This window comes from Magnetococcales bacterium (genome assembly GCA_015231175.1).
Taxonomy (GTDB): Bacteria; Pseudomonadota; Magnetococcia; order Magnetococcales; family DC0425bin3; genus HA3dbin3.
In genome coordinates this window covers 1-2,495 of record JADGBZ010000168.1, presented here as the reverse complement: position 1 = coordinate 2,495, position 2,495 = coordinate 1, and the positions used below count along the sequence as shown (strand labels likewise).

The following is a 2,495-nucleotide window of genomic DNA, read 5'->3' as shown; positions in this document are numbered from 1 at the left end:
CCGAATCCCACCAGGAGGTAGGGCGCAGCCCTTCCTCCTGGACCTCCATCCCACTCTTTCAAACGTTTGTCGGGGCTTTGCCCCTGGCCCCGCTTGTCGGGCTTTCATGCATGACCAGGTATGGGATATATGACCGAGAAAAGCCGTCCGTTGCTCTCTTATTGGCGTATCATGCGCGAAGTGGTGCGCTTTTTTCCGTGGCGGGGTTTGGTCATCCTGGTTTGTATCGTCCTTTCCGGCCTCATGGAGGGGGTGGGTTTGGCGTCGTTGCTGCCGGTGTTCAACCTCTCCCTGGGATCGGCTGCGGGGCCGGCCTCGGAAATCCAAAAGTTGATTCTGAAACCCCTGGAGTTTTTTGGGCTCCCCTCCACGTTGGGCATGCTCCTGGGGGTGATTGCGGTGGCTTTGTTGATCAAGGCGGTCACCAAGCTGGTTGCCATGACTCTGGTTGGTTATGCGGCTGCGCACATCATCACCCATCTGCGCCTTGAGCTGATTCGTGGTCTGACCGAGGCCAAATGGGGCTATTTTACCGGGCAGCCGATTGGTCGTCTTTCCAATGCCCTGGGCATGGAAGCCACCCGGGCCGCCGGCGCCTTCATGTCGGGTACCGAGATGACGGCCAGCCTGATTCGTGCCGGGTTTCTCCTGGCCACGGCCATTTTTCTCTCCTGGCAGGTTTGTTTGGCAGCCGTACTGGTCAGCCTTTTGATTTACACCGTGTTGAAAAGCACCGTCCACGGCATCCATCGGGCCGGGCAGGACAAGACCCGCCTTTCCAACCAGATGTTGATTCGCCTGGCGGATACCCTGCAGGGGATGAAGCCTCTCAAGGCCATGGCCCGGGAAAACCTTCTCCTTCCATTCTTGGAAAAACTGGTCCAAGGCTTGAAGCAAGCCGAACGTCAAATGGCTGCCAACCGTTACATCATGAGCGCCATGCCGGAGCCCATCATGGCGTTGTTCATGGCTGTCGGCATCTATCAGGCGGTGACACGATGGCACATCGATCTGTCGATCCTGATGGTTTTGGCCCTGCTTTTCAGCCGTATTGTCGGAACTTTTGGCGTGTTGCAGCTTCATCTGCAAAATTTGATGGATGTCGAAAGTGCCTACTGGTCGCTGCGTGACGCCATCACCCACGCCCAGAGTGAGGAGGAGCGCAGCGAAGGCCAGTCTCCCCCCGGTTTTCACCGGGCCATTCGCGTGGAGAATGTCTCCTTTGCCTTTGGTGATAAACAATTGCTGAACAATCTCTCCCTGGAGATTCCGGCTGGGGAGTTTATCACTATTGCCGGACCATCCGGCGCCGGGAAGACCACGTTGGTCGATCTGATCATCGGCCTCTACCGACCGCAGCAGGGAGAGATCACCATCGATGGTTTTCCCATGGCCGACATGGATTTACGGGCGTGGCGCCGACGCATTGGTTATGTTCCGCAGGAGATGTTTCTGTTTCACGACACCATCATGGCCAACCTTACCCTGGGTGATGAGCAGGTGACCGAGGCGGCTGTGATTGCCGCCTTGCAGCAGGCCGAGGCGTGGGATTTTGTCCGCGCCCTGCCTGAAGGGTTGCATACCATCATTGGCGAGCGGGGCTCCAAGCTTTCCGGTGGCCAACGCCAGCGTATTGCCATTGCACGCGCCTTATTGGGCCATCCAGATCTGCTCATCCTGGATGAATCCACCACTGCGCTTGACCTCCCCACCGAACGCGCCATCTGCCAGACTCTGCGTGGATTGGCAGGTCGGGTCACCATCCTGGCCATTACCCACCAGACCGAATTGGTCCAGGCAGCGGACAAGGTTTTTCAGGTGGATGGAGGGAGGATTTTACAGGTGGGCGGAAGCTGAATACGCCCGGGCTATTGCTGCCACTGTTCTCGTTCCCAGGCATCTGGAACACGTTCGAGGCGTTGGCGGTAGAGGGTGGAGGCGGTGGTACTCTTCAAGCTCCGCAAGGTTTGGGCAGCCTGGATGCGGACATTGGGATCTGCGTGCGATAAAAGATCACCTGCCAACCGTTCCACACGCTCGGGACGGGTGGTGGCAAAGGCCGCCGAGTGACTCTCCAAAGCGCGGCGCAGGAAGGAGGATTCGGGCGTGATGGAAAGGGTATCTTCCAGGAAATGGGCAACCCGATCTGTGGGATAGAGGCGTAGAAGGTGAATGGCCCGGAACCGGATATAATTGGGCTGATGCGTATCCTTGGCTATTTCCATCAAGGTCAGGTCGGCATCGGGCCCTAATTTTTCAGATATGGCCGGGCGGGCGCGCCACTCATAGCCGCCCAGATGTGGCATGATGTCGGCAACGGTGGGCTGGGCCGAAACCGGGGTGGTAAACAGCCCCAGGCCGCTCAGGAGTGAAATGGCCAGGGTATGACGCAACATGGAGTGCATGAGGTCTCTCCGTTTTGAGGATAAAGCACGAGGGGTGGTAACTATTCACCACCCGCCAACGAATCGGGGTCCAGGGGGCTGGCTCCCTGG

At 58.2% G+C, this 2,495-nt stretch carries 2 protein-coding genes; one reads left to right on the top strand and one right to left on the bottom strand.

Annotation, left to right across the window (positions count from 1 at the left end; all coding sequences use genetic code 11):
- Positions 1–129 precede the first annotated feature (129 nt).
- Entirely contained in the window at positions 130–1,857 is a 1,728-nt protein-coding gene (locus tag HQL63_16220; protein ID MBF0178367.1) for an ABC transporter ATP-binding protein, read from the top strand.
- Between the two features lie 11 nt (positions 1,858–1,868).
- Here the strand turns inward: HQL63_16220 and HQL63_16215 are convergent, their stop codons facing one another.
- Complete coding sequence (locus tag HQL63_16215) at positions 1,869–2,405, bottom strand: hypothetical protein (protein MBF0178366.1); 537 nt, start codon at positions 2,403–2,405, stop codon at positions 1,869–1,871.
- Positions 2,406–2,495 lie beyond the last annotated feature (90 nt).